Genomic DNA, 672 nt, shown 5'->3' on the forward strand with positions numbered 1-672 from the left:
CCCTCTCCCGCCGGACGGGAGAGGGGGCAGGTTGCAGCAGATGGGGAAAGGTATAGAAGGGGATGGTGGTGGATGTGAGATGGTTGCTGTTATTAAAACTTATTGAATGAGGTCGTCTGAAATCTAAAATCCTTATTTTCAGACGACCTCTTTGCCGTATCAGCAATCCTGTCCCTTCCCCCGTCTGGCGGGGGAAGGTTAGGATGGGGGTGGCTTTGTGGTTTGGAGAAAAATCAAATTCGTGCAGCCCATAGATCCACCCTCTCCCCAGCCCTCTCCCGCTAGACGAGAGAGGGGGCAGGTTGCAGCAGATGGGGAAAAGCATGGGAGGAGATAGCGGCAGGTGGGGTGTTTGCTGTTATTAAAACTTATTGAATGAGGTCGTCTGAAATTCATAAATCCCAGTTTTCAGACGACCTCTTTGCCGTATCAGCAATTCTGTTCCTTCCCCCGTCCGGTGGGGGAAGGCTAGAATGGGGAGCTTTGCGGCTTGGGAAAAATCAAATTCGTGTGGTCCATAGAACCACCCTCTCCCCAACCCTCTCCCGCCGGGCAGGAGAGGGGGTAGGTTACGGCAGATTTGGAAAGGTATAGAAGGGGATAGCGGTGGGTGTGAGATGTTTGCTGTTATTTGAACTCATTAAACGAGGTCGTCTGAAATTCATAAATCCT

Annotated in this window: 1 protein-coding gene; it reads right to left on the minus strand. The window is 51.3% G+C overall.

The annotated features are described in order from the left end of the window. Positions 1–325: hypothetical protein (locus HMPREF2726_RS14485; protein ID WP_210399701.1), on the minus strand; the 325-nt coding region annotated here is incomplete at its 3' end. Positions 326–672: the final 347 nt, after the last annotated feature.

Source organism: Neisseria sp. HMSC074B07, assembly GCF_001810355.1.
Classification (GTDB): Bacteria; Pseudomonadota; Gammaproteobacteria; order Burkholderiales; family Neisseriaceae; genus Neisseria.